At 51.1% G+C, this 24,705-nt stretch carries 16 protein-coding genes; 10 read left to right on the forward strand and 6 right to left on the reverse strand.

Annotated elements, in window-relative coordinates:
• Nucleotides 1-33: 33 nt before the first annotated feature.
• Entirely contained in the window at nucleotides 34-807 is a 774-nt protein-coding gene (gene elyC, locus BZG74_RS12325) for an envelope biogenesis factor ElyC (protein WP_077772873.1), read from the reverse strand.
• Nucleotides 808-922: 115 nt separating this feature from the next.
• On the opposite strand from elyC, the gene cmoM reads away from it, so the two are divergent.
• Genes cmoM through mukB form a run of 4 tightly spaced genes read left to right on the forward strand, consistent with a single transcriptional unit; the run spans nucleotide 923 to nucleotide 8,253 of the window.
• Complete coding sequence (gene cmoM / locus BZG74_RS12330; RefSeq protein ID WP_201247385.1) at nucleotides 923-1,732, forward strand: tRNA uridine 5-oxyacetic acid(34) methyltransferase CmoM; 810 nt, start codon at nucleotides 923-925, stop codon at nucleotides 1,730-1,732.
• Complete coding sequence (gene mukF / locus BZG74_RS12335) at nucleotides 1,729-3,093, forward strand: chromosome partition protein MukF (RefSeq protein ID WP_077772875.1); 1,365 nt, start codon at nucleotides 1,729-1,731, stop codon at nucleotides 3,091-3,093. Before cmoM ends, mukF begins: the two co-directional genes overlap by 4 nt.
• A complete protein-coding gene (mukE, locus tag BZG74_RS12340; protein ID WP_077772876.1) occupies nucleotides 3,074-3,805 on the forward strand; it encodes a chromosome partition protein MukE in 732 nt (243 codons plus the stop codon). The genes mukF and mukE overlap by 20 nt, the downstream gene beginning before the upstream one ends.
• Nucleotides 3,802-8,253: a chromosome partition protein MukB gene (gene mukB / locus BZG74_RS12345; RefSeq protein ID WP_077772877.1), complete on the forward strand. Its 4,452-nt coding sequence runs from the start codon at nucleotides 3,802-3,804 to the stop codon at nucleotides 8,251-8,253. Before mukE ends, mukB begins: the two co-directional genes overlap by 4 nt.
• Before the next feature lie 55 nt (nucleotides 8,254-8,308).
• Here the strand turns inward: mukB and BZG74_RS12350 are convergent, their stop codons facing one another.
• From BZG74_RS12350 to BZG74_RS12360, 3 genes are all read right to left on the reverse strand, one after another.
• Complete coding sequence (locus tag BZG74_RS12350) at nucleotides 8,309-10,642, reverse strand: methyl-accepting chemotaxis protein (RefSeq protein WP_077772878.1); 2,334 nt, start codon at nucleotides 10,640-10,642, stop codon at nucleotides 8,309-8,311.
• 185 nt (nucleotides 10,643-10,827) lie between these two features.
• Nucleotides 10,828-13,143, reverse strand: coding sequence for a methyl-accepting chemotaxis protein (locus BZG74_RS12355; protein ID WP_077772879.1), 2,316 nt, complete (start codon nucleotides 13,141-13,143; stop codon nucleotides 10,828-10,830).
• 100 nt (nucleotides 13,144-13,243) lie between these two features.
• Nucleotides 13,244-13,741: a GNAT family N-acetyltransferase gene (locus BZG74_RS12360; protein ID WP_077772880.1), complete on the reverse strand. Its 498-nt coding sequence runs from the start codon at nucleotides 13,739-13,741 to the stop codon at nucleotides 13,244-13,246.
• A gap of 289 nt (nucleotides 13,742-14,030) precedes the next feature.
• Between BZG74_RS12360 and BZG74_RS12365 the strand changes: the two genes are divergently transcribed.
• On the forward strand, nucleotides 14,031-14,891 hold the full coding sequence (locus tag BZG74_RS12365) for an aldo/keto reductase (protein WP_077772900.1): 861 nt from the start codon (nucleotides 14,031-14,033) through the stop codon (nucleotides 14,889-14,891).
• A 286-nt stretch (nucleotides 14,892-15,177) separates the two neighbouring features.
• Here the strand turns inward: BZG74_RS12365 and BZG74_RS12370 are convergent, their stop codons facing one another.
• Nucleotides 15,178-15,675 carry a MarR family winged helix-turn-helix transcriptional regulator gene (locus BZG74_RS12370; protein WP_077772881.1) on the reverse strand — a complete coding sequence of 166 codons (498 nt, stop codon included), beginning with the start codon at nucleotides 15,673-15,675 and terminating at the stop codon, nucleotides 15,178-15,180.
• A gap of 412 nt (nucleotides 15,676-16,087) precedes the next feature.
• On the opposite strand from BZG74_RS12370, the gene BZG74_RS12375 reads away from it, so the two are divergent.
• The 5 genes from BZG74_RS12375 to BZG74_RS12395 all read left to right on the forward strand — a co-directional run bounded on the left by BZG74_RS12375 (nucleotide 16,088) and on the right by BZG74_RS12395 (nucleotide 22,851).
• On the forward strand, nucleotides 16,088-17,344 hold the full coding sequence (locus BZG74_RS12375; RefSeq protein WP_077772882.1) for an imelysin family protein: 1,257 nt from the start codon (nucleotides 16,088-16,090) through the stop codon (nucleotides 17,342-17,344).
• A 60-nt stretch (nucleotides 17,345-17,404) separates the two neighbouring features.
• Nucleotides 17,405-18,802 (forward strand): di-heme oxidoreductase family protein, encoded by a 1,398-nt coding sequence (locus BZG74_RS12380; protein WP_077772883.1) that lies wholly within the window; start codon nucleotides 17,405-17,407, stop codon nucleotides 18,800-18,802.
• Between the two features lie 25 nt (nucleotides 18,803-18,827).
• A complete protein-coding gene (locus BZG74_RS12385; protein WP_158020654.1) occupies nucleotides 18,828-19,841 on the forward strand; it encodes an imelysin family protein in 1,014 nt (337 codons plus the stop codon).
• Nucleotides 19,831-20,928 carry a DUF1513 domain-containing protein gene (locus BZG74_RS12390; RefSeq protein ID WP_077772885.1) on the forward strand — a complete coding sequence of 366 codons (1,098 nt, stop codon included), beginning with the start codon at nucleotides 19,831-19,833 and terminating at the stop codon, nucleotides 20,926-20,928. The genes BZG74_RS12385 and BZG74_RS12390 overlap by 11 nt, the downstream gene beginning before the upstream one ends.
• Nucleotides 20,929-21,147: 219 nt before the next feature.
• Nucleotides 21,148-22,851, forward strand: a complete 1,704-nt coding sequence (locus BZG74_RS12395) for a L,D-transpeptidase family protein (RefSeq protein WP_162274019.1) — start codon at nucleotides 21,148-21,150, stop codon at nucleotides 22,849-22,851.
• A gap of 73 nt (nucleotides 22,852-22,924) precedes the next feature.
• Here the strand turns inward: BZG74_RS12395 and BZG74_RS12400 are convergent, their stop codons facing one another.
• On the reverse strand, nucleotides 22,925-24,673 hold the full coding sequence (locus BZG74_RS12400; protein ID WP_077772886.1) for a GNAT family N-acyltransferase: 1,749 nt from the start codon (nucleotides 24,671-24,673) through the stop codon (nucleotides 22,925-22,927).
• Nucleotides 24,674-24,705: the final 32 nt, after the last annotated feature.

A 24,705-nucleotide genomic window follows, 5' to 3' on the forward strand; every position in this document is an offset into this window, starting at 1 on the left:
GGCTTTTTTGGTGGTTGATGCGCTTTGGGGATCTTAATTGGCCGGTTGCGCGATAAAATCGCGCAGCCTCTGCCATGCTTGCCCCAAGCGCTCGTGCCAATATCGCTCGAACTGCTCTAGATATTGTGCACGCGGGCCGTACTTTATCCATGGCTGCTTGATTTGCTTTTGCGCCATGAAGTTAGTGGGAGCTGGGATGGGGTTGAGACCGGCGCTTTGAAACTCATAGACGGCACGGTCCATATGTGCCGCCGAAGTGACGAGCACCAGGTTGCTGCTGCCAACAACGGACGCGGCTTGATAGGCTTCCTCCCACGTATCCTTGGCGGTTTCAAGCAACAGGATACTGTTTTTATTGACACCCAACGCCATTGCGACTCGTGCCAACATACGCGCATGGCTGACTTCATAACCATGGTCATAACCTGACAAAATCAGCTTGGAGGTGGGGTACATACGGTGAATACGGATGCCCTCTGCGAGGCGCATTAACGCCGCACGAGAAAGCTCAGAGGTTGGGGGTATGGCGTCATCTACCACATGACTGTTGCCCAGTACCATTACAAAGTCTACCGGCTTTTCCGTGGGGAGAAACGCGGTGTATTGACGCTCAAGTGGACGAAGGAGCCCAGAGGCGACCGGTTGAAACGAAGTGAGAAAAATCCCAGCAAACGCAACGAAGATAACAAAAGATGCCAGCCTTTTACGCTGAGAGAACCAAAGCAGGCATAGCCCGAAAAGACCCAACAACAACAGCGCGGGCAAGGGCATTATCAAGGTTGAGATAAGTTTTTTTAATTCAAACATGCAATGTCGCCCGAAATATAGTCAAACGAGGCACAAATAGTGCCATAAACCTTTATTAACGTAAGGCTTGTGACAGAATATGCCTTTCTACCACTCAATGATAACGAATGCCATTGTGACTGAGGATAAAAATTTCGACGACATTGCCCACAAATTTGTTAAAAACATTTATGGATCGGGCAAAGGCGAAATCCGCCAAGCGGTAGTTTGGCACGACATCGAGCAGATCCTGCAATGTTTTCCACCAGAGCAGACGCTGCATATTTTGGATGCCGGCGGTGGCGTTGCTCCTCTGTCTCGGCATTTGGCTGCGCGTGGTCACAGGGTCACTTTATGTGATCTTTCTTCGCAAATGCTCGACTTAGCCCGTCAGGAGATTGAACAACAGGGCTTACTTGCGCAGTATCAGCTGGTTCATTCGTCGGTGCAGACAGTTGGCGATCATTTGACCGATATGCCGGATGTGATTTTATTCCATGCGGTATTGGAGTGGACTGCCGAACCGGAGCTGGTGTTGAAAGACTTGCTCAAGCACTTGCGGCCGGGTGGGATGGCGTCAGTCATGTTTTATAACCAAACCGGGTTGCTATTTAAGAACCTTGTCTGCGGTAACTTGACGCATGTTGAAGAGGGGATGCCGCACCGCAAGCGGTTTAAGCTTCAGCCACCGAAAGGCTTGCAACCGGAAAGCGTGTATCGATGGATGCAAGACAGTGACATTACCCTCAAAGGTAAAACAGGCGTGCGCACCTTTCACGATTATATGCGTGATACCAATATTGGTGATTTTACCTTTGAGCAAGTTATTGCATTAGAGCAGCAGCTTTGCCGCCAAGAGCCGTTTGTGTCTCTTGGGCGATATATTCATGTCTGGGGCCAACATCATGCCCCAAGCAATCAAGATGAAAACAAGGACAACGGATGAGTGATCAGGCTCAGTCTTCCCAGTATTGGGCAGACGACGCTCAGACAGTACCTGAGTTGGTCAGTTGGGTGAAACAAAGTGGCTTGGGGTTAAACCTGCCGCCGGAGCGCTTGGCATTTTTGCTAGCGATGGCGGTGATGAGCCAGGAACGATTAGAAGATGAGTTGAGTGAGCACGAGCTCGTGGACGTCTTTCGGTTGGTTAGCGAGCAGTTTACGAGTGATGAAGGGGGCAGCCTTGGTAATGTTGCCTTCCGTGCCAATAATGCCATCAACGAGATGGTACAAGCGCGGCTGCTAAGCCGGTTCACCAGTGAAATGACTGATGGCGACAGCATTTATCGTCTCACCCCGTTGGCGTTGGGGATTGCAGATTATTATGCTCGTCACCGTGAGTATTCAACCTTAAAGCTTTCAGTGCAGCTATCCATGGTGGCCGATGAAATCGCCAAGGCGCGTCGCGCTGCCGAGCAAGATGGTGATGCCGCTTTTTGGCGCCATAATGTTTATGGCGTGTTGAAGTACTCAGTCGCAGAAATTTTTGACCGTATTGATCTTAACCAGCGGGTCATGGATGAGCAGCAGCAACAGGTAAAAGAAGACATTGCTGCGCTACTGACCCAAGATTGGCAAGCCGCAATCGCCAACTGTGAATACTTGCTCAACGAAACCTCGAGCACCTTGCAAGAGTTGCAAGAAACACTGCAAGCCGCAGGGGATGAACTTCAAAGCCAGCTTCTGGAGATTCAAGAAGTGGTTCGGGGCCGAGATGACCTCGATTTCGTTGATAGCATGGTATACAGCTTGCAAATGAAGCTGGATCGGATTGTGAACTGGGGACAGCAAGCCATCGACCTATGGATAGGCTACGACCGCCATGTGCATAAATTTATTCGTACCGCGATTGATATGGACAAAAACCGTGCATTCAGTCAGCGTCTGCGTCAATCGGTATCGGACTACCTTGATGCACCATGGTTTTTGACTTACGCCGATGCTGAGCGGCTGCGTGATACGCGCGATGAAGCGTTGGTATTGCGTGACGATGAAGTGACGGGGGAAATGCCAGAAGAAGTGGCATTTGAGCAGTTGAGTGTGGTCGACGACGGTCTATCACACAAAGTGTCCCAGATGCTTAACCGTCACCGAGAAACCGGACAAGCGATCGACTTAGGTCGTGTTCTGAAAGATTACTTAGCCGAGCATCCACAAGCTCGCCATTTTGATCTCGCGCGCTTAGTGATCAACCAAGCGGTCCGCATGGGCTACTCCCAATCTGATCTTAACGCGATTCAGCCTGATTGGCAGGCGATTAACGACTTCGGAGCTAAGGTACAAGCGAATGTCATCGATAAATACTGAACAGCCAATGCCAGAAGGGCTGGCCAAAGCCATTGCTAACCCTTTGTTCCCGGCGTTGGACAGTGCACTGCGTGCTGGCCGCCATATTGCCAGCGACGATCTGGATAACCACGCCTTGCTGATGGAATTTGAGCAAGAGCTTAATATTTTCTACCAGCGTTATAACGCTGAGCTCGTGCGTGCGCCAGAGGGCTTTTTCTATCTTCGTCCTCGCTCAACCAGTTTAATTCGGCGCAGCGTGTTGTCTGAGCTCGATATGCTGGTTGGCAAAGTGCTTTGTTTTTTGTACTTAAGCCCAGAGCGCTTGGCACAAGAGGGGATCTTTACCACCCAAGAGCTCTTTGATGAGCTGCTGGCGTTGGCGGATGAGAAAAAACTGATGAAGTTGGTCACGCATCGTGCAACGGGCTCTGATCTTGACCGTGAAAAGCTTTTCGACAAAGTGAAAACCTCGCTGCGACGTTTGCGTCGTCTTGGGATGATTTTACCCATCGGTGAAGGAAGCAAATTCCGCGTCAGTGAAGCGACTTTCCGCTTTGGTGCCGATGTACGAACCGGGGAAGATCCACAAGAAGCCCAGTTGCGTCTGATTCGTGACGGGGAAGCCGTGGTGCATAGCCAAGCGCATATTCAATCAAGCTTGCTTGATGACTACTCGGATGAAGACGCAGACAATGCCGACAAAGAGACAACGGAGGAGCCGACAGTATGAGTCAGCGCGGTAAGTATCACTCACTCACCATGGTGAACTGGAACGGCTTTTTTGCACGAACCTTTGATATTGACTCCCTTGTTACCACCTTATCAGGCGGGAACGGCGCGGGTAAGTCGACCACCATGGCGGCCTTTATCACTTCGTTGATCCCTGACCAAACCCTGTTGCACTTCCGTAACACCACAGAGGCGGGGAGCTCGAGCGCGTCTCGTGATAAGGGCTTGCATGGTAAACTACAGCCTGGCGCTTGTTATGCCGCGTTAGATGTGGTGAATTCACGCCAACAGCGGGTGCTGTTTGGTGTGCGTCTTCAACAAGTGGCAGGGCGTGATAAGAAGGTGGATATCAAGCCGTTTGTCTTACAAGGCTTACCTTCATCGGTGGCGCCGACCGATGTGTTGGTGGAAACTTTGGGCAATGGCCAAGCGCGAGTCCGTCAGCTGAACGAAGTAAAAGACGCGGCGGGCGCGTATGAGACTGCGCACTTTAAAGCGTTTAATTCAGTGACTGACTACCACGCGCAAATGTTTGAAGTTGGTGTGCTACCGAAAAAGCTGCGCACTCAGCAAGATAGAGGCAAGTTTTATCGACTAATTGAAGCCTCGCTTTACGGCGGTATTTCAAGCGCGATCACCAAATCGTTGCGTGAATATCTGTTACCACAAAATGGTGGCGTGAAAAAAGCCTTCCAAGATATGGAAGTGGCACTTAAAGAAAACCGTATGACGCTTGAGGCGATTAAGCTGACGCAGCGCGATCGTGATTTGTTTAAGCATTTGATCACCGAAGCGACCCATTATGTGGCCTCGGACTATATGCGTCATGCCAATGAGCGTCGAAGCAAGCTGGAACAAGCGCTATCGTTGCGGGCGGAGCTGAACGCCGCACAGCAGACATTGCAGCAAAAGCAGCAGCATGCGGAAACCATGCGCGCAGAATTAACCGAGCTGGAAGCGGGACAAGATCATCTCGAGCAAGATCACCAAGCGGCGGCCGATCATCTGCAGTTGGTGCAATCCGCGATGCGCCAACAAGAAAAGATTCAGCGTTACGAGGAAGACTTATTAGAGCTTTCTGAAAAGCTGGAAGAGCAAATCATGGTGGTGGAAGAGGCCACAGAGCAGCTTGCTGAGGCTGAATTGCGTGCGGCGCAAAGTGAAGAGGAAGTGGATAGTCTGAAGACTCAGCTTGCCGACTATCAACAAGCGCTCAACACGCAACAAACGCGGTCTTTGCAATACCAACAAGCGGTTAATGCGCTAGAAGCCGCCCGCCGCCTCACTGAGGATGAGACCCTCAGTGCAGACGAGGCCACGACACGGTTACAAGCGTTGAAAACGCAAGAATCTGAACAAACCGATCGCGTACTGTCACTCAAACACAAACGCGATCTAGCATCAGCGACGGCCAATCAATTTGAACAGGGTTTGCATCTTTTGCACCGTCTTGATCCATCCGTGCCCCGCGCAGATGCGGGAACGGAAGCAAAGCGTTGGGTCGAGCAGGGCAGAGAGCGTCGCTATCTGGCCGACAGTGTGACACAGCGCCAGTATGAACAGCGTGAACTGAACCAACGGGCTGAGCAATATCAGCAAGCGAGTCAGTTAGTGTCGGAATATCAGGACCTAACAGGCGAACCGCTGGCTGACAGTGACGCGGTCGAGCAAGCCGCAGCGGTGCAGCAAGCACGACGCGACGCGCTACAAGAGGAAAAAGAGACTCAGGCCGAGCAAGTCCGCGAGTTGGCACGGACACAAGAAGCGATTGATTTGGAAATCCAAGCGCTTGAGGGCAAAGCACCGTCTTGGTTTGCGGCCAATGACGCCTTGACCAAACTGGAAAGCCAAACTGAAAAAAGCTTGGAGGATGGCCAAGCGGTCATGGCGGCGATGCATGAGACGCATGAGGCGGTGCGCACGCGCGCGCAGCATCAAGAGCTACTGGGCAAACAGAAGGCGGAGATTGAACAGGCGATTGAACAACTAGCGCAGCCAGGTGGCAGCGACGATGCGCAATTGCAAGGCCTCGCCGACACACTTGGTGGTACCTTACTCTCTGAAATTTATGATGATATCACCTTAGATGACGCTCCTTACTTCAGCGCACTGTATGGCCCGGCGCGGCATGCCATCGTGGTGCCCGATCTAAAAGGCGTAAAGGATAAGCTCACGGATTTAGACGCATGTCCTGATGACTTATACATCATTGAGGGTGACGCAGACGCGTTTGATGATAGCGTGTTTGATGCGCAAGAGCTGTCGGGTGCCGTGTGTGTACACCTCAATGATCGGCAAATGCGCTATTCGCGCTTCCCAGCTACCCCACTGTTTGGTCGTGCTGCCCGAGAGCACCGTCTTGAGCAGCTACGTGAACAGCGGGAGGCCTTGGTCGAAGATCACGCCAAAGCTTCTTTTGATGTACAAAAGTGGCAACGCTTGTCTCAAGCCTTTAGTCAGTTTATTGCCGAGCACCTCACGGTGGCGTTTGAGCCCGACCCTGAGCAGGCGATCGCCGCTTGCCGCGAGAAACGAGCGCAGACGCAGCGTGCGATAACCGATGCCAAACAGGCATTGGCACAACATGAGGCGGAGGTGACGCGGTGTCAGCAAGCGCTGCAAATCCTCGATAAACTTCGCTACTGTGCCGAGGCGCTTACAGAGGATAACCTTGAGGCGCGCTTGCAAATGGCTACTGAGCGCGTAGAGGCGGCGAAAGAGGCACAAGGCTTTATCCAGCAACATGGTGAAACCTTGGCGGCACTGGAAACAAGCCTCGCAACGCTCGACAGCGACCCTGAGCAATTTGATAAACTAGAGCAGGCCTACCAAGAGGCGGATAACACGTTACAGGCTATTAAGCAGCAAGTGTTTGCAGTCGCGGATTTAGCGGAGCGTCGTCCGCACTTTGCTTATCAAGATGCGTCTGAAATGCTGACGCAAAGCAGTGAGCTTAATGAACAGCTAAAAGCCAAACTCAAAGACGCCGAACAGGTGCGCCAACGTGAGCGTGAATCGCTCAAGCAGATTCAGTCGCAGACGAGTCAATATCACCAGGTGCTCGCGTCACTCAAAAGCGCCCATCAATCTAAGCAAGAGACGCTGAACGAGTTTAAACGAGAGCTCAGTGAGTTGGGTGTGCAAGCGGATGAAGATGCCTTAATGCGTGCGCAAAGTCGTCGTGATGCCTTGTACGAGCAAATGCACCAGACGCGGCAGCGCCATAGCGAGCTGTCTCGCGGTATCACATCGCTGGAGATGGAAACCAAATCACTGACTAAAGAGCTGCGTAAACTGCTTAAGCAGTACAAAGAGCTGCGCCAGTTTGTGGTCAACGCCAAAGCGGGTTGGTGCAGTGTCCTGCGTATTGCGCGCGACAATGGGGTAGAAAAACAACTGCATCGTCGAGAAATGGCGTATATGTCTGCTGACGAGTTGCGCTCATTATCAGATAAATCGTTAGGTGCATTGCGCCTTGCGGTTGCGGACAACGAAACCTTGCGCGATGCCTTGCGTGCCTCTGAGGATGTCGGGCGGCCTGAGCGTAAAGTCTTGTTCTATGTCGCCGTGTATCAGCACTTACGCGAACGTATCCGCCACGACATTATTCGCACCGATGATCCGGTTGAAGCGATTGAGGAAATGGAAGTCGAACTGGCTCGTCTTACTGAAGAACTCACGCAGCGTGAACAACGCTTGGCAATCAGCTCTGAATCGGTCGCCAATATTATTCGCAAGACGATTCAGCGTGAACAAAACCGGATCCGCATGCTCAACCAAGGGCTACAGAACGTAGGCTTTGGTCAAGTGCAAGGTGTGCGCCTGAATGTGTCTATCCGTGAAACCCATGCACAGTTGCTGATGGGCTTGGCTGAACATGCCGATCAGCACCAAGATTTGTTCGGCAACCCAAACCTCACCTTCTCGGAAGCCATGGCGAAGTTGTTCCAACGTTTGAACCCGCATATTGAAATGGGGCAACGTGCGCCACAGACTTTGGGTGAAGAGCTGTTGGACTATCGTAACTATCTGGACTTGGGGATTGAAGTTAATCGAGGAACGGATGGCTGGCTGAAAGCAGAGTCCGGCGCTTTGTCGACCGGTGAAGCGATTGGTACCGGGCAGGCTATCTTGCTGATGGTGATTCAAAGCTGGGAAGAAGAGTCGCGCCGACTGCGTGGCAAAGATGTGATCCCATGTCGCTTACTCTTCCTCGATGAGGCAGCGCGCTTGGATGCCAAATCGATCTCAACCTTGTTTGAGCTGTGTCATCGTTTAGATATGCAGTTGTTGATTGCGGCACCAGAAAACATCAGCCCAGAGCAAGGGACGACGTATAAACTGGTGCGTAAAATCTTCAATGATCGTGAGCACGTCCATGTTGTGGGCTTGCGCGGGTTTGGTGAAGAGAAGCGTCGGGAGTTAGAGCGTGAGCCGGTGATGGAATAATCGTCCGACAAGGTGAAAACGAAGGGGTCGGCCTTGAGGCCGACCCCTTTGGATCTTAGTCGGTTTTAAAGTGACTGATCCGCGCTTCCAAGGTACTGGCATGCTCACGTAAGTGATTGACGGTTTGCTCAGTGTTGCGCGTGCGCTCTGAAACATGGTCAGCCGATTGTGCCATCGTGTTGACATTTTGGCTGATTTCATCGGTAACCTGCGTTTGCTGGTTGGCCGCGGTGGCGATTTGCATATTCATTTCGTTGATTTGCTCAATCATGGTTTTGATTTGACCCAGCTTATCGTTGTTTTCGTGGCAATGCTCAACACTTCGGGTCACCGCGTCATTAGCTTGGGTCATCCCATCGGCGGCACCACGCGTCTCCTGTTGCAATGCATCGACCTTGGCACGAATTTCCTCTGTAGAGGATTGGGTGCGTGTCGCCAAAGAACGCACTTCGTCAGCGACCACGGCAAACCCCCTTCCTTGTTCACCAGCTCGCGCCGCTTCAATCGCCGCATTGAGCGCCAACAAGTTGGTTTGCTCGGCAATTTCTTGAATCACATCTAACACGGATCCGATTGATTCACTCTCGTGCGATAGTTTCTCCATCGAGCGAGTGGCTTTGTCCATGTGATCTTTGAGTGTTTGCATTTGGCTGACCAAGGCTTCACCTTTTTGGCTGCCTTCATTGGCAGTGAGGGTAATGGTGTCAGACGCTTCAGAGGCATTGCTCGCATGCTCTGACACTTCGCTGATAGAGGCGGCCATCTGTGTGGCAGCGGTAGCGACCTGGTTCGAGCTTTTGGCTTGCTCGTCCACTTGCCCGCGCACAGCGACTACGTCATCACTGATATCGTTGGCTGATGACAACAAGGTTTTTGACGCGCCGTGTGTTTTTTGAATCACGTCTCGGAAGCTTTGGAACATTTCATTGAGGCTGTCAGCCAACGTAGAGAGCTCATCTTTACTGGTGTGGTGCAACGTGATGGTCAAATCTTTACTGTCTGCCACCTGTTTGATGCTGGTGGCGAGTTTCAAGATAGGCGCCCCAATGCTTTTACCCAACCAATACGCCGCTAGTGCGGCGAGACTGCCGAGCAGCACTGCCGTGAACGCGGTTACTACGCCGATATCAGTGCGTAATTTGGTAATGGCTGTAAAGGCTTCATCGGTGTCTTGTTGACTGATCACCGCCCATGTCACCCCGTAGACGTCAATGGGTGAATAAGAAACAAGCACCTCAGTATTACGATAGCTCGTTTGCGTGATAAACCCTTGCTCTCCCCGTAGCGCCCTTTTTACCGCAGGGTTATCGAGGGGTTGGTTACCCGCAGCGGAATTTTGATAATCAATGCGGTGAATGGTATCGGCATTGAGCCCATGGCTTTCTAGTGCACTGAGGTAGGCGTCTTTATCGTCACTTAAAAGACGTGGTTGTGTACGTAATAGGTTATCGGGGCCAACCAATAAGATCTCGCCGCTTTTGCCCATCCCTGATTCAGCCCATTGACCATTATTGCTAATGAGCTCACTGATACGATCGATTGGCATTTGAAATATCAACGCCCCGATCTGCTGACCGTTTTTGTAAACCGGGCTGGAGATAAATGAAGCCGGGCTGTCGTAGGAGGGGTAGTAAGGGCGAAAATCAATGAAGCCCAGTTCCCCTTGCGGCGCTTTGCGTACCGCTTTATAGGCATCAGCCAAACCACTGGTTGAGTACGGGCCGGTTAATAGGTTGGTCGCGTAATCCAGCTCTTTGTAAACGCTGTAGACAATATTGCCCTGATTATCGACCAGGAAAATATCGTAGTAGCCGAAGGTTTTTAAATAATGCTGAAAGTTGGGATGAAAGACGCTGTGGATCTCACTGTAGACACTGCCGTCGTTGGCTTTTGCCATGGCATCTTTACTTCCTAATGGATGGGGGTTGTCGCTGATATACGCGTGTTGCAACCGTTTCGCTACAACAGGTAACTGATTGTACCTTCCCATTACGTCGGTAGAGGTATCGTTAATCTCTTGATAGGTCGCGCCGAATTGATTGCGATAATAACTGGCTAGTTGGCTCTCTTGGCTGGGAGAGTTGGCAGTGTCTGCGGCGATGCTTTTAAATGCTTGTGCCAGTTGTGCCAGTTGTGCCAGTTGTGCCAATGCATCTTCTGTCATGGTTGAGTCTGACAGCGTATTAATTTGATCACCAATGAACTTGAAGTAATTACTTATTTCCGACTTTTTCGACGCTTTCACTGCCGTTAGTTGCGATTTTACTTTCTTATCAAGTGCTTGTGATGATAAGCCGATGGTTCTAAACGCTAAGATAGCCGCAATAGTTAAAACACAGGTTAATGATGCCGCAACGATTGCGAGCGTGATCTTATTACTGATTCTCATCGTGACACTCCTTCTTACATCACGTTTTGAATCTAGTCACTGCGGATAAAAAGTGCGTAGAAAAGGGGATAAAATTTGAACAAATGGTGAGCGTGTGTCTAGCTAGTCAGTCTTAATGAGTGGTTTCTAGACAGACAGCGAGAAAAGCAGGGAGGTGCGATGACCTCCCTAGATAGGGTGAGTATTTACTCAGTTTTGAAATGACCGATAGTATCAGCCAGACGTGCTGACCGTTGGCTTAAGCCGGTGACGGTTTCTGCGGTGTCATGCGTGCGTTGTGAGACGGTTTCAGCCGATTGCGCGATATCAGAGATGCTTTCGCTGATTTCTGTCGTCACTTGCGTTTGCTGCTGAGTGGCATTGGCAATGTGTGAGGTCATCTGATTGATTTCGGTGACCATGTTGGCAATATCAACCAGTGCGGCGTTATTTTGCTGACAATAATCCACACAAGCGTCGACGGTTTGGCTGGTGGTATCCATATCTGCCACCGCTGACTGCGTCTCTTGACGTAATGCGGCAATTTTATCGCGAATACTCTCCGTTGAATCCTGGGTACGAGAAGCCAGGGTACGTACTTCTTCGGCGACCACGCTGAACCCGCGGCCTTGCTCGCCCGCGCGCGCCGCTTCAATCGCCGCATTCAGCGCCAACAAGTTGGTTTGCTCGGCGATGGCTTGAATCACATCCAGTACGGTACCGATTTCTTCGCTCTGTTGCGATAAACGCCCCATGGTGGCTGTGGCCGCTTCCATACTCGATGACAGGGTACGGATTTGCGCAACCAGGTCGTCTCCAATTTGTGAGCCCTTATTGACGGCTTGGGTAATATCATCAGAAGCCGTGGAAGCTTGATTGGCATATTGGGCAACATCGGTGACGGAGGTGGCCATTTCTGTGGCCGCAGACGCGACCTGATGTGTGTGCTTGACCTGATCGGTCACGCGATCGCGCATGGTGGCTACGTCTTGGTTAATATCGCTAGACGCTTGACCGAGTAGCCCGGATGCTTGGTGCGCTTCTTGGATCACTTGCTGGAAACTGGCGAACATATCATTAAGAGAACGGCCTAACATTGCCATTTCATCTTTGCCTTTGTCTGATAAACGCTGGGTTAGATCTTTGTTTTCGGCAATGGTTTTTATCCGGGTGGTGACCGCAATCATCGGTTTAGCAATATTGCCGCCGAGGATATAGGCAATCACAATCGCAACAACGACTAACACCAATGAAGTAATCACCGTCGCTTTGAGAATGGTATCTTGCATGGTTGCCACTTGTGATAGGGCTTCCCGTTGACTGATTTGGTTAATCAGCGCCCAGCGCGTGCCGAACACGTCAATCGGTGAGTAAGCGGTATAGACGGTTTGGTTACGATAGCTTTGTTCTTTGCCCGTCCCCGTCTCGCCGGCCAATGCTTGTTCAACGCTACGGGACGTAATGGGCATCTGGCCCGCTGCAGTATCGGTGAAATCGATTCGGCGAATTAGGTCTGAGTTGACGCCATTGGTGCGCAGCAAGTTTAAATACGCTGATTTATCTTCTTGTAACGCGCGCGCCTCGGTGCGCAAGACTTTATCTGGCCCTACCATAAACATTTCGCCGCTTTGTCCAAAGCCTGCTGACTGCCATTGGCCTTGACCGCTGATCACGCCGCTCAAACGCTGAATCGGCAATTTAAAGATGAGTACGCCCTGCGTTTCGCCGTTTTCGACGATAGGGGTGGCGATAAATGAGGCTGGCTCATCGTAGCTGGGAAAGTAAGGGCGGTAATCAACAAAGCTGATGTCACCGGCTTTTGCATCAATGGCTTCTAAGAAGGCATCGCCCATCCCGCTAGTGGCATAGGGGCCTGCAAATAAGCTGGTGCCAAAATCAATTTCTTTTGCCACCGAGTAGACAATACGGCCGTTGGCGTCTGCTAACAGAATATCTTGATAGCCAAAAGTCTCGGCAAAACGGTGGTAATTAGGATGGTATTGAGTATGAACATTGTCATACGTAGAGCCGTCGTTGGTGGTCACCAACCTGTCTTTCTCACCCAGAGGGTGTGGACTGCCGCTAATATAAAACTGTTGTAATGTCCGAGTGGCAGGGGCGAGAGCCGCGAGGTTAGACCGTGCATTGGCGTTGGTATCGTTACGTGCTTGATAGACCTCGCCAAATGTGTCTGTGTAGTAATCTTGCAGCGCGCGGCGAGCTGATCTGTCGGTGCGGACTTCGCGGCCGTAAAGCCGATAGGCTTGGCTAAAAGCATCGACCGCATTTTCGGTCATGGTGGAGTCGGCCATGGATGTTAATTGCTGACCGATAAATGAAAAATAACTGGTTAATTCTGAGTGTTTGGCTTCACGCACGGCTTTAAGCTGGCTAATCGCCTGCTCGCGCATTTCATCGCCAAACAGTGTGGTGGTTCGGTTTGCCAACACCGCGGCGGTGGCGACAATACAAATAACACAGGCGGAGATGATCGCCGCAGAAACCTTGGTGCGAACTTTCATACTACTAAACTCCTGAAACGTCGTTATGACGGCATCAAATTAGGGCACCTTACTGGCGTAAAGTGGAGGTGGGGGCTTATTCGATAGGGAAATAACATGCTCAAACCGTCAGGTCGCACTCTAGCATTGCCACACTGTGGTATTGGCCAAATTTTTCACCGACATCATTTAGCTGTCCAACTTGTTGGAAGCCAAAGCGACGATGCAATGCCAATGACGCTGGGTTGGGTAGGGTGACGAGAGAATAGGCGTGGCGCAGGGCCTTATCGCGCATACCGTCAAGCAAGGTTTGCATTAATGCAGAGCCAACCCCACGGCCACCGGCATCGGGGGCCGCATAAATGGTGATTTCTGAGGCGATGTGGAAAGCCTGCTTGGGATTGAAAGGCGTATTGTAAGCAAAGCCAAGGATTTGTTGGTCTCGCTCTGCCACCCAAGCTTGATAGCAGGAGGACGGGTCAAACTGAGCGAACCATTGTTCACGTTCGGCTAATTGCCATGGGCACAAGTCAAACGTAATGGCGGTGTGTGTAATGTAATAATTATAAATCGTATTGATCGCGTCACAATCACGCAATTCCATGCGTCGAATAAGCATTTTCGCTTCCTTTTCGCTTTTCTTTGCGCGACATAAGATAACGAAGTTCACCGCATTCGCCAAGTGTTGGTGATAAATTGAACACTTGGAGGTCGTTTTGTGTCCAATCATTACGGTGTTTTGAGCGAAAACAAACGTACGCCCCGTTGGTCTAACAAAATACTCGGTAGGCATTGAGGGTATCGGAAGATAGGATTAGCATGATAGCTCCACTTCTCGGCATAAAGGATGCGTTTTGTCAGAGTTTAAAGCTACATCTATTTCTCCGGTCGGTCCGTTTTTCTCGCCCATGGTGCAAGGCTACTGGCGACTGGACGATTGGCAAATGACGCCGCAGCAACGGTTGAGTTTTCTTAAGGCACATATTGATCTAGGTATTACCACGGTCGACCATGCCGACATATACGGCGATTACCGCTGTGAGACACTCTTTGGCCAGGCGCTCAAGCTTGACCCAAGTGTAAGAGATGATATTCAGGTGGTGTCGAAATGCGATATCAAGTTGGTCAGTGAGGCGGCTCCAAACCGTAAAATCAACCATTACGATACCAGTTACCGGCATATTTTGGAGTCGGTCGATAACTCGTTGTCTCGTTTGGGTGTGGAAAAACTAGATGTGTTACTGATCCACCGTCCTGACGCGTTGATGGATGCGGATGAAGTGGCTGAAGCATTCACCACGCTACGTCATCACGGCAAGGTGGCGCACTTTGGGGTGTCTAACTTTACGCCTGCACAGTTCGACCTGCTTCAGTCTCGTTGGGATGAATCTTTGGTGACCAACCAAGTTGAAATCAACCCGCTACGGTTTGATGTGGTTCATGATGGAACCCTGGATCAGCTGCAGCGGTTGCGTATTAAACCGATGGCGTGGTCTTGCCTTGCAGGCGGTGAGATGTTTAACGGCGAGTCTGAGCAGGCTGTACGGGTACGTGATACCTTGCATGCTATTGGCGAAGAGCTCGGTGGCGCGACGATCGATCAGGTGATTTATGCTTGGGTCATGCGCCATCCGTCTCAACCTTTACCTATAATCGGTTCGGGCAACATTGAGCGCGTTAAAGCTGCCAAAGCGGCTTATGACCTCAAACTCACGCGTGAGCAATGGTACCGGATATGGGTGGCGTCAAAAGGACACAATGTACCTTAAAGAACAGTGTGTAACCGACTGACTCTCAATCAATAAGGCGGCTATTAGCCGTCTTTTTTGTTGATAGTTTGGTGACGGAATAGGGGCAATATGGCGTATTGATAACGGATGAGTGGAAAGTGCTATACGATAAATGGTGCGACTTGCTGTCGCATGCAGAGCCAGTGTATGAGACTGATGGCGACAAAAAGCGAACGTCCCTTGCTTTTAATACGCCACTTGCTTTTACTACGCCATAGTAGGCAGGTGGACCGGTGGAGACATCCTGTTTACCCGCCGGAAACCATTATTTTTTTGCTTGGAGTTGTGAGTTATGCGAGGTGAGGGCAGATACTTCTAACAGCGGTGCCGCATCAATATCATCGGCGTTCATCATCGAAGAGATACGTTGTACCGATGACAGCAATAACGATTGTTCCCACTCATCTAAACTTTGAAAGCGTGAAATAAAGTTTTCTTGTAGGGGTTTGGGAGCTTGTTCTAACGCCGCTTCCCCTTGCTCGGTCAAGTGGGCATGCACTTTACGTTTATCAAGCTCACTGCGAACACGCAAAATTAATCCGCGCTTTTCAAGACGATCAAGAATGGTCGTTGCCGTTGCTTGACTCATATTGGTATGGGTCGAGAGCTTACGAATGGTCACTTGGCCCAGCTCTTTAATCGCACGCATTAGGACAAGTTGGGGGCCAGTGATCCCGGATACTTTGTTAAGTTTTCGTGAATGCAGGTCTATTGCGCGGATGATTTGCCGCAGCGCAACCAGTACTTCTTCGTGTTTTTCCATTTACTCACCTCCACCAGAAAAAATCGCCAACGAAACTTACAATACCCGCGGTTGGAGTGCAAAGGCATCGAGAGAAAAATCGACTTTTTATGTTTTTTTTCACTATCAAATAATCAATGTGCTTTCAGTCTATTATAACTCTTAGAGTTCAAATTAAATCTAATTTATTGTTATTTTTAGCTGTTTCAGTGAGCGGGCGCAAAAAGTGCCATATAGTCATCAATTTAAGCAGTCAAGAGGTCGGATCAGCGTTGCAACAAGTTGCATCAACCATGCTTGGAGTGTGGAGATCACAGCTTTGATAATAGCCTCAATTCTTTGTTGCATTTAGTAACATAATGCTTAGAATCTCTCGCATACAAACGATAATAGTTCTCATAACTGTTCATATCAAAGCGAAGGACAAAGTACCATGGAAATGACCCCTTTTAAGCGTAACCTTATTGCGCTTTCCTTATTTGCCGCACCTCTGGGTGTTAATGCGGCGACGCAAGAAGACGTTGTTGAACATTACGCAGATATCGCGCATGCGGTATTCGCAGACTCCCACGCGACCGCGGTCGCGCTGGATGAGGCCATTGAGGCTTTTACTGCCAGCCCCTCTCAAAAAACCTTTCAGGCAGCAAAAAAAGCATGGCTAGACGCGCGAGTCCCTTATCAGCAATCAGAAGTGTTCCGTTTTGGCAACGCGATTGTTGATGATTGGGAAGGACAGCTGAACGCGTGGCCATTGGATGAAGGCTTGATTGATTATGTGGCAGACGGTTATCAAGCCGAACTGGGTAATGCCGGTGCGACAGCAAACATTATTGCCAACCAGAGTATTCAAATTGGTGCGACCGATTTAGATGTGGCTGAGATTACGCCAAAACTGTTGGCAAGTCTCAATGAGGTAGGCGGGTCAGAAGCCAACGTTGCTTCCGGTTATCATGCGATTGAGTTTTTGCTGTGGGGGCAAGACTTAAATGGCACCAATCCAGGTGCGGGTGAACGCCCATACTCAGACTTTGCTTACGGGGAAGACTGCACGAACGGCCACTGCGATCGTCGCCGCGCGTACTTGAAAGCGGCCGCCGCTCTCTTGGTTGATGATCTAGCCTGGATGCGCGATCAGTGGGCGGAAGGTAATAAAGACAACTATCGTGCGAGCCTACTTGCCGATTCAAGCGAAAATGGCCTACGCAAAATGCTGTTTGGTATGGGCTCTCTCTCTCTGGGTGAATTGGCGGGTGAGCGTATGAAAGTTGCGTTGGAAGCCAACTCAACAGAAGATGAGCACGATTGTTTCTCTGATAACACGCATAACTCGCATTTCTACAATGAGCAGGGCATCTATAACGTGATGATGGGCTCTTACCAGCGTGTTGACGGCAGCAAGCTGACAGGGCCATCGGTGCTAGATTTGGTAGAGGACAAAAACACCGAAGCGGCAGACGCGATCAAGAAAAGCTTTGAGCAGGCGCGTGAGCAAGTAAAAACGCTGGTCGTGTCAGCGGAAGAAGACAATGTGCATTTTGATCAATTGATAGCAGCGGGCAACAATGACGGTAACCAACTCGTCAATGCCTCTATTTCGGCGTTGGTTGACCAAACCAAACACATTGAGAAAGCCGCTCAAATTATCGGCATTGATAATCTCAACCCAGATACCGCGGACCATCAATTCTAATTGTCCGCTAATGATGTTAAGCCCCGTGCCGCGGGGCTTTTTGCTTTGTCAGGATACAACATGAAGTCCAAATTCATTGTTTACCTCGGTGCAATCGGCATCAGTGCCTTGGTGAGCGCGTCAGCGGTTGCTTTTGAACGCACCTCTGGTGGCCGCACCACGGTGATTAAAGAAGGTGCCAACGCTTTCTCCCAACCTGCCGCTAACCTACCCATGAGCGAGCGTATCGACTTCAGTGTGGGGAACAGCTTTTTTCGTAATCCCTGGGTGAGCTCGCCGGCTTCAACCGATGCGCGAGATGGCTTAGGCCCTTTGTTCAATACCAATGGCTGTCAAAATTGTCATATTAAAGACGGCCGTGGGCATCCGCCTTCTCCTGGCGATCCCAACGCCGTGTCTATGTTGGTGCGATTGAGTGTGCCTGCAATGAGCGAAGCAGAACGGCAGAAATTGATCCAATATGGCAATATTCCCGAGCCAAACTACGGCGGGCAGTTGCAAGACTTTGCACTGCCAGGCGCGAAGCCAGAAGGAAAGGTCGCCATCACCTATTCATCCGTCCCCGTGACCTTTGCCGATGGTGAGACCGTCACTCTGCGTCAGCCACATTTAACGGTTACCGATCTTAATTATGGGCCGATGGCTGAAAATGTTCAGATGTCGGCGCGGATTGCGCCTCCCATGATTGGATTGGGATTGCTGGAATCTATCCCTGCGGAAGACATATACGCACTGGCTGATCCTGATGATGCCAATAGTGATGGGATCTCAGGACGACCCAACCAGGTGTGGGATATCGAAAAGCAGCGTACGGCGCTTGGCCGGTTTGGTTGGAAGGCAGGGCTACCCACGGTTAACCAACAAAACGCGGCGGCCTTCAATGGCGATGTGGGATTAACCACCTCCATGTTTCCTCATCACAATTGTATGCCGTCACAGTCTGTGTGCGACGAGATGCCCAATGGTGGTGATCCAGAAGTCAGCGACAATATCCTCGGGTTTGTAGAGTTTTACGCCCGTCATTTGGCGGTACCAGCGCGTCGCAATATGCAGGATCCGGCAGTGAAAAAGGGGCAAGATACCTTCGTTCAAGCCGGCTGCAATGCGTGCCATGTTGAGTCGTTTACTACCGCAAAACGCCCCGATCTTAGTGCCCTGAGCGAACAGCGTATTCATCCTTATACGGATTTGTTGTTGCATGATATGGGAGCGGGGCTAGCTGATCATCGAGGGGAGTTTATCGCCAACGGCAGAGAGTGGCGAACGCCGCCTTTATGGGGCATTGGATACACCAAAGAAGTGAATGCGGATGCCACCTATCTGCACGATGGTCGCGCGCGTACCCTCATGGAAGCCATTTTATGGCATGATGGCGAAGCCGCCAGTGCGAAACAGCGCGTGCTGGCGATGCCGAAAGCGGAGCGTGATGCCTTAATCGCGTTTTTACGTTCCTTATAACAACAATATGCTGGAGTCTTGTCGCATGCGTTTTCGACTCAATCCTATCGCTGCGCTCTCTCTGAGCGCCACGGTATTTCTCGGTGGGTGCCTATCTCAAACCGAGACTGGGCCTAATCATGGCCTATGGCAACTACAAAAGCAGCGAAGTGAGCAGTTTCTTTCTGCGACCACGGATCTAGCTAAAACCACGCAATCGGTCTGTACTCAGGGTACGCCCATTGATGATGCGCGCCAAGCGTGGAAGACAGTGATGGCCAATTGGATGCCGTTACAAGGGGTAGAAAAAGGGTCTGAGGACGCCTTGGCGCAAAGTTGGCGTATTCAGTTTTATCCTGACAAAAAGAACACCACTGGGCGTAAAATAAACGCTTTACTTGCCAGTGATACACAGTGGACCGCGGAGGCGTTGGCTGAGCAAAGTGTGGCCGTGCAAGGCGTCGGCGCGATGGAGTGGTTGCTTTATGATCAGCAAGCTGACTTAAGTCAACCGAAGCACTGTGAAGTAGCGATGGCGGTCAGTGCTCGCTTGCAACAAACGGCATCCGCGCTCAATGCGGCTTGGCAGCACAACCCTTGGCGTGGCATGCCGCCTTCGATGGCGGTGTCAGAAAAGCTCGGTGCGCTGACCCATCAGCTGGATTATGTGCTGAAGAAACTGTCTGGCCCTCTGGGTAAGCCGGGCTTTCCTAACCCTTACCAAGGGGAAGCGTGGCGCTCGCGGCATTCTCTCACACTGTTACGCCAAAGCATCAAAGCGATGCAAACTCAATATCACGCTGAAGGCGGCATTGAGCAAGCGCTCCGTGAGCGAGGCTATGATGAGGTCGCGGATCGTGTCAGCGAGCATTGGCAGTTGGCGTATAACAGCGTGCCACAAGATGGTGAGTCTTTATTTGACAGGTTAAATAGCGTTGCGGGGTACCGTGACATGCTCACTGTGTACAATAATCTTGAGTATCTCAAATTGGTGCTTGGCGGCCAGGTCGCACAAGATTTAGGTATTATCGTTGGGTTTAATGCATCAGATGGAGACTAGTTTAAAGCGCCGCCGCCTATTAAAAGCGGCTCTGATGGGCGCAGCGCTGCCTACAGTGGTGAATGCGTTGAGTGGTTGTCGTGGCAATCCTACTGCCGACCGTTGCGAGTTACTCGGCTGCGCGCTGAGCAGTGATGGTTCGTTTACGGTCGTTGGTGCTGATCGAAACGGGCAGCCTTTGTTTCGGTTGCCTTTACCTGACCGAGGGCACGGTGTTGCAGCTCAGCGGCGAGAAGTTGGATCGCTTGGGGTGGCGTTTGCGCGACGCCCGGGTGATTTTATGCAGGTGTTTGATTATCAACGTGGCGTGACGTTGTCACAGGTAGCGGTCAGCGCAGAACGCTACTTTTATGGCCATGGTGTGATTTCTGATGATGGCCAATGGTTATATACCACTGAAGGAAAACGTCAAACCAGCGAGGGCGTGGTCGGTGTTTATCGACTGAGCGAGCACGGCCAGGTGAAAAAAGTGCGTGAGATAAGCGGCTTTGGGATTGGTCCTCATGAAATCGCGCTGGCGGATACGAACACACTGGTGGTGGGGGTCGGTGGCATGCATACCGATGGCCGCACTGTGCTAAACATCGATTCAATGTCACCGGCGTTGGTGTACATCGACATCGACACGGGTAAGGTGGTTGAGCGTGCCGAATTAGCCAACAAAAAGCTGAGTATTCGTCATTTGATGGTATCAAATGAGGGCTATGTGGTGACGGGGCAGCAATACCATGGTCAGGATAATGCCCCCTTAGTGGCCATTCACCGTCGTGGTGAGCCGATGACAATGCTCAATGCCACCCCTGAGCAATGGGCGCGATTTAACAACTATGTGGCGAGTATCGCGACACTCAATGGCTGGGTAGTGGCGACCTCGCCCAGAGGCAATTGCTACGGTGTCTGGTCATTAGACACGAAAAATATGATAGGTTTGCATCCATTAGTGGATGCCTCTGGTGCCAGCCGTGACGGTGATGTGATCAATTTAAGTTCAGGGGGCGGCAAAATGGTGACCCTTGATAGCGCACACCATCCCGATTATCAGATGACGCCAGTACGATGGGATAATCATTGGATAACGCTGGTGTAATGAAAGCGTGGTAGCGTGAAGAGCGGTAGTCTGGAGAGGCTGCCGCTTTTTGTTTCAGTGCGGTGTGGGGAGCGAGAAAAAATCAGTCGATGATTTTGTCGAGACGGGGGCAAAATTTGCCATAATTAAAGAATGGATGAGGAGGGGCGTATGGTGAGAAGGCACGGTGCCTGGTTGGCTAACCTTCTGATAGGATTTTGTTTTTGGGTAACCCCCGTCATGGCAAATGAGACGCTCGAGGCCGGTGGTATGCGGTTTCTGGCACCATCCACCTCGGCGCTCTCGAGCTCAGATCAAGCGGCGTCGGCTGAGCAAACTCTGTCGGCTGACGATCATCGTCAACGCGCCTATCAGTATGCGCGCGACTGGTTGGAATCGGCAGCCCCCGATGCCACTGTCTTGGCCTACTCCTCAGCGCTGGCTCAAGACTACCTCGATAATGGGTTTTCGCTGCTTTGGACCCAGGATGCAGCGCGGGATGAGCTGGCAACGCAAGTTAATGTGATTTCATTGGCCAGCTTCAGTCCGGAATTTGAGTGGCGCGCCTGGCAACTTCGCCAACTCCGCCAGCAGGGTAGCGACACCGCGTATGATATTTTTGCTACCGACACGGCGTATGCCTTAATGAGTTACCTGGATGCGGTGTCCGATAAAGGTATGCGCTGGTTTTTTGGCTCTTTGCATCACACGCCGCTGCCCGAGCCATCCGAGTCTCAGCGCGCGTCCTTTTTTCAAGCGGGTTTGGGGCCGGCGTTGCCCGCTTTTCTGCGCAAGCTTCGGCCACAGCATCCGCAATATACCGCGCTGATTAAGCAGATTGTTCGCTTGCAACGTCAAGCCCGCTCAGTGTGGCCCAGCGTGACCAGCGATGGATTGATTTACCCTGACCAAGCGGTAGCGATCCCCTTGGCGCTCAACTTAGTTGATAACCTGCGGGTGCAGGGATATTGGGGGGACAGTCAACGGTTAGAGGCACTGGATGGTAAAACGGTGCAATATGGTGGCGATCTACTCGATGCCGTTAAACGGTTTCAGTCACAACACGGACTGAGTGTGGATGGCATCATTGGCCCATCAACGTTGAAATGGCTTAATTTAGATGCGTCGGCGCGTATCCGGCTGCTGGCGCTTAATGCCGAGCGGTTACGGTTATGGCCCCAGCAGCAACCGGATCGCATTGTGGTTAACATCCCAGATTATCGTATGCGTCTGTGGGCTAACGATCAGAATGTATTCGAGAGCAAAGTGGTAGTCGGACGTCAATCTAGACGCACGCCGCTGTTCTCGTCACGACTCGACTCTGTGGTACTCAATCCAAGCTGGAATGTGCCTCGGAGCATAGTGCAAAAAGATATCTTGCCCAAGCTGGTTGATGGGCACGAGTATTTGTCTCAGCATCAATATCGTATTTTGCCCAATTGGCAAAGTGACACCCAGATTGACCCTAGCTCGATTGATTGGCAAAAAGTGTCAGTCGACGGGTTTCCCTACCGGCTTCAGCAGGCACCAGGTCGAGGCAACGCCCTCGGAAAATACAAATTCAACACGCCCAATCGTAATGCTATCTACCTGCATGATACGCCAGCGCAAAGCTTATTCAGCCGGTCACGGCGTGCATTTAGCTCCGGTTGCATCCGTGTCGAGCAAGCGGAGCAACTGGCGGACTTATTATTGGATTTATCGGGTAAGCAGCTGACTGACTACCAGTCCTATATTGATAGAACCCAGACCAAGTGGGTACCGCTCAAAAAACGTTTAGCGGTACAGACCATTTACCAGACAGCTTGGGTCACGGATGACGGGGAGGTGGCCTTTCGTGATGATGTGTACGCCTATGATGTCCCCGCAAAACGGAAGATCACCACACAAAAGCCCAGTTATTTAACCCAGCAGCGTCATTCTGTGGCGGTGCAAGCGCAATAGTCACTAGGAAGCCGTGTATAACCGCGGCTCCCTCTTCATGTCGGTGTCGGCGAGTCACGCCATTATCGTTATCTCAACGAGAAGTATCAGCGTTAGCCTGGTGGCTCAGGTGAGGGGCAATGTAGCGTTGATAACGTTTGGGTTTTAAGCGCTTAAGATCGACCAAAACAAGGCCATCAATACAATCGGCAAAGTCAGGATCCACACCGAAGTCCAGGAACTGGACACCACCTGGTTCGCATAACTCACTGTACTGTTTGTACAAGGTGGGGATCCCAACGCCCAAGTGATCGAGTAGCATTTTAAGTTGTTTAAGGTCTTTGGCGTAATCGTTCCCGCAGAAGTGACCCAGAAGCTCGCTTTCTTTACTGTCTGCCAGTTCAAAGGGGCGTTTGGAGCGTGCACACTCGCTCTCGCCAGTAAAGTAGGTACGGTAAAAGAAAATGAGCAACTCTTTAGCCGCCTGTGGCATGGCGTTGCTGATGGTGACTGGACCAAACAGATAACGATACTGTGGCTTTTGCGCGAGCAAAGCGCCAATACCAAGCCATAAATAGTCCAAACTCCGTTTGCCCCAATATTTAGGTTGCACAAAACTACGCCCCAGCTCCAGCCCCTGTGCAAGATACGGCTGCATGCCTTGCTCAAAATCGAATAAGCTCGCGCTATAGATCCCATCAAGCCCTTGGGCGGTGAGCGTCGCTTGGGTGTCACATAAGCGGTAGGCGCCCACAATATCGAGTTCGGCGGGATCCCAAAGGACTAAATGCCAGTAATGCTGATCATATTTATCGAGATCACGTCGCTGACCTGTGCCTTCTCCCACAGCACGAAAAGCAACTTCACGTAATCGTCCAATCTCGCGCATGACAGGGGAGTCTGCTTGATAGTCGAGTAAGTAAATCAGTTTGCCATCAGGTGTTTGTCCGAGTTGCTGGCCAGCGTTGAGGGCTTGTTTAAGCGCTAAACGAGGCTCGGGAGAGGCGATTGCTGTCTCTGTGGGAAACAAGCCAGGTTTGCGTTTGGCAATACGATACAAGTGCTTATGGAATAACTTAACGCGTGTTTTGACGGGCAGGGAGGCGGTAGCACTATAGCTGTGGTGTGGGATTAATTCGCCGACGGTAAAAGCAATGGTATTGTTCTCTTGGCGAAACATTTCCTCGACGAGCAACAGGGTAGAGAGCGGCTTGTACACCATCGACGCGCCATAAAAACGGGCTGAATTGCGGCCCTGGACGTGAATAGGGAGAATGGGCGCTTTTGATTTGGTTGCCATGCGTAAAAAGCCTGGATGCCAGGCGCCATCACGGATCCCGGTTGGCGCAACCCGCGATACTTCTCCGGCGGGGAAAATGATGACTGCCCCGTCACTTTCCAGCCACTGAGTGATGTTTTGTAGGTTCTGTTTCGGGGTATACCCACCCATATTGTTGACCGGCAACAAGCAACCGTGGAGCGGTTTAACTTGCATCAATAAATCGTTGGCAATGACTTTGATGTCCGGCCGAACAGAGCGCACCAGTTTTAACAGCGCTAACCCATCCAGCGAGCCGATAGGGTGGTTGGCGATAATCACTACCCGCCCTGATTCGGGAATCCGTTCTTTCTCGCGATCACTCACCCGATAGCTAAAGTTAAAGTAGTCGAGCACTTGCTCAACAAACTCAAACCCTTGCAGATGAGGATACCGCTCGGCAAAGGCCTGAAACTCCTGTTCATGAAGTAACCGTTTAAGGGTTCGACTGACGGGACGTTTTAGCCAGTCACGCTGTTCTAGTTGGGGATAATGAGACGATAGAACTTTATCAACATCTAACATAAGCAACCCTGCATGCAAAAATGCGTATCTGA

The sequence above is a fragment of the Salinivibrio sharmensis genome, assembly GCF_001995985.1.
GTDB classification, from domain to species: domain Bacteria; phylum Pseudomonadota; class Gammaproteobacteria; order Enterobacterales; family Vibrionaceae; genus Salinivibrio; species Salinivibrio sharmensis.

What these genes read in the sequence shown, in the direction of transcription:
- BZG74_RS12375 (WP_077772882.1), top strand. Translation starts at nt 16,088, where the DNA reads ATGGAAATGACCCCTTTTAAGCGTAACCTTATTGCGCTTTCCTTATTT.
- BZG74_RS12385 (WP_158020654.1), top strand. Translation starts at nt 18,828, where the DNA reads ATGCGTTTTCGACTCAATCCTATCGCTGCGCTCTCTCTGAGCGCCACG.
- mukE (WP_077772876.1), top strand. Translation starts at nt 3,074, where the DNA reads ATGTCATCGATAAATACTGAACAGCCAATGCCAGAAGGGCTGGCCAAA.
- BZG74_RS12395 (WP_162274019.1), top strand. Translation starts at nt 21,148, where the DNA reads ATGGCAAATGAGACGCTCGAGGCCGGTGGTATGCGGTTTCTGGCACCA.
- BZG74_RS12380 (WP_077772883.1), top strand. Translation starts at nt 17,405, where the DNA reads ATGAAGTCCAAATTCATTGTTTACCTCGGTGCAATCGGCATCAGTGCC.
- BZG74_RS12400 (WP_077772886.1), bottom strand. Translation starts at nt 24,673, where the DNA reads ATGTTAGATGTTGATAAAGTTCTATCGTCTCATTATCCCCAACTAGAA.
- BZG74_RS12360 (WP_077772880.1), bottom strand. Translation starts at nt 13,741, where the DNA reads ATGCTTATTCGACGCATGGAATTGCGTGATTGTGACGCGATCAATACG.
- BZG74_RS12350 (WP_077772878.1), bottom strand. Translation starts at nt 10,642, where the DNA reads ATGAGAATCAGTAATAAGATCACGCTCGCAATCGTTGCGGCATCATTA.
- BZG74_RS12370 (WP_077772881.1), bottom strand. Translation starts at nt 15,675, where the DNA reads ATGGAAAAACACGAAGAAGTACTGGTTGCGCTGCGGCAAATCATCCGC.
- mukF (WP_077772875.1), top strand. Translation starts at nt 1,729, where the DNA reads ATGAGTGATCAGGCTCAGTCTTCCCAGTATTGGGCAGACGACGCTCAG.
- BZG74_RS12355 (WP_077772879.1), bottom strand. Translation starts at nt 13,143, where the DNA reads ATGAAAGTTCGCACCAAGGTTTCTGCGGCGATCATCTCCGCCTGTGTT.
- BZG74_RS12365 (WP_077772900.1), top strand. Translation starts at nt 14,031, where the DNA reads ATGGTGCAAGGCTACTGGCGACTGGACGATTGGCAAATGACGCCGCAG.
- elyC (WP_077772873.1), bottom strand. Translation starts at nt 807, where the DNA reads ATGTTTGAATTAAAAAAACTTATCTCAACCTTGATAATGCCCTTGCCC.
- BZG74_RS12390 (WP_077772885.1), top strand. Translation starts at nt 19,831, where the DNA reads ATGGAGACTAGTTTAAAGCGCCGCCGCCTATTAAAAGCGGCTCTGATG.
- mukB (WP_077772877.1), top strand. Translation starts at nt 3,802, where the DNA reads ATGAGTCAGCGCGGTAAGTATCACTCACTCACCATGGTGAACTGGAAC.